Source organism: Pyrobaculum sp. (assembly GCF_049971835.1).
In the GTDB taxonomy this organism is placed as follows: Archaea; Thermoproteota; Thermoprotei; order Thermoproteales; family Thermoproteaceae; genus Pyrobaculum.
The window spans coordinates 1-1,203 of record NZ_JBMFKV010000376.1 but is presented as its reverse complement, the minus strand read 5'-3'; the positions used below and the strand labels follow the sequence as shown (position 1 = coordinate 1,203).

Below are 1,203 nucleotides of genomic sequence, written 5' to 3'. Positions count from 1 at the left end.
GTCGCCACCTTGATAGCCGGGGGGCACCTGCTACTCTACGGCCCAGTAGGCGGCGGCAAAACCACACTCGCAAAAGCCCTAGCAAGAGCCATAGGGGGCACCTTTGCCAGAGTACAGATGACAAACGAAACACTGCCCTCGGATATCCTGGGATACGGAATCTACAACCAAGGCCAGGTAAGAATCGTCAAAGGCCCCATATTCAACAACGTCGTGCTAATAGATGAGAAAAACAGAGGACCCCCCAGAACCCTATCCGCGTTAATTGAACCAATGCAAGAAAAAACAGTAACAATAGAGGGAGTCACACACCGCCTCCCCACACCCCACATGATAATAGCCACGTTAAACATCACCGAAGTCGCCACCGGCGCCGCCCCCCCACTGCCCCTAGCACTGCTAGACAGATTTACCGCCTCCCTCCACATAGACTACGTCGACGCACATACAGAACGAGAAGTGGTGAAACTCGCCGACTATCTCGACCAGCTAGACGGCAAGCCCCAATCCACAACACCAGTGGCGCTAGACGCGGGGAAAATCTATGTAGCAGAGGAGATAGTAGACTACATAATAAAAATAGTAGAAAAAATTCGAAACGACGAGAGAATTTCAATACCCCTCTCCACGAGAGCCCCCATCTCTCTCTACCGCCTCTCAAGAGCCCTCGCCCTGCTCGACGGCAGAGGCTACGTCATACCAGACGACGTCAAAAAAGCCGCCTACCCCACCCTAGCCCATAGAATAATTCCAAAGCCGGAGTACAGTGACGTGAAGCCCATACAAATTATACAAGATGCCCTCAACGAGGTGGAACCCCCCACCTATTTATAAAGCGGCCAGGCGCGTAGCCCCACTAGCCTACATAGCCGTCGCTTGGCCAGACGCGGTAGCCACGGCGGCGGCCGTAATACTACTTGTGCTTGAAAATACCGCGCTGAGAAAAACCCACACCGCGGCAATCATCCTACACTACGCCGCCATCTCCCTCATGCCTCCGCCACAAGCGCTGGCGCTGGCCACAGCCCTCATCCCCCTCCTACACTGGGCAAAAAAAGCCGACAACGAGACAAGCTGGGTAATCCACACGGCGATATTTACAGCCGCCGCCCTCGCAAAGCCAGAGCTCCTCCCAGCCCTCGCCTATACCATTACAGAAGCGGCGTGGTACATTACAAAATTCGCAGTCCTAAAGCCCAGAGC

Annotated in this window: 1 protein-coding gene and 1 pseudogene; both read left to right on the top strand. The window is 54.4% G+C overall.

Annotated elements, in window-relative coordinates; translation table 11 throughout:
- A partial coding sequence (locus ACP5J3_RS14785) for an AAA family ATPase (RefSeq protein WP_428496375.1) occupies positions 1-834 on the top strand: 834 nt, incomplete at its 5' end.
- Positions 797-1,203 (top strand): annotated as a pseudogene (locus ACP5J3_RS14780) (hypothetical protein); the annotation flags it as partial. The gene ACP5J3_RS14785 and the pseudogene ACP5J3_RS14780, both read left to right, overlap by 38 nt.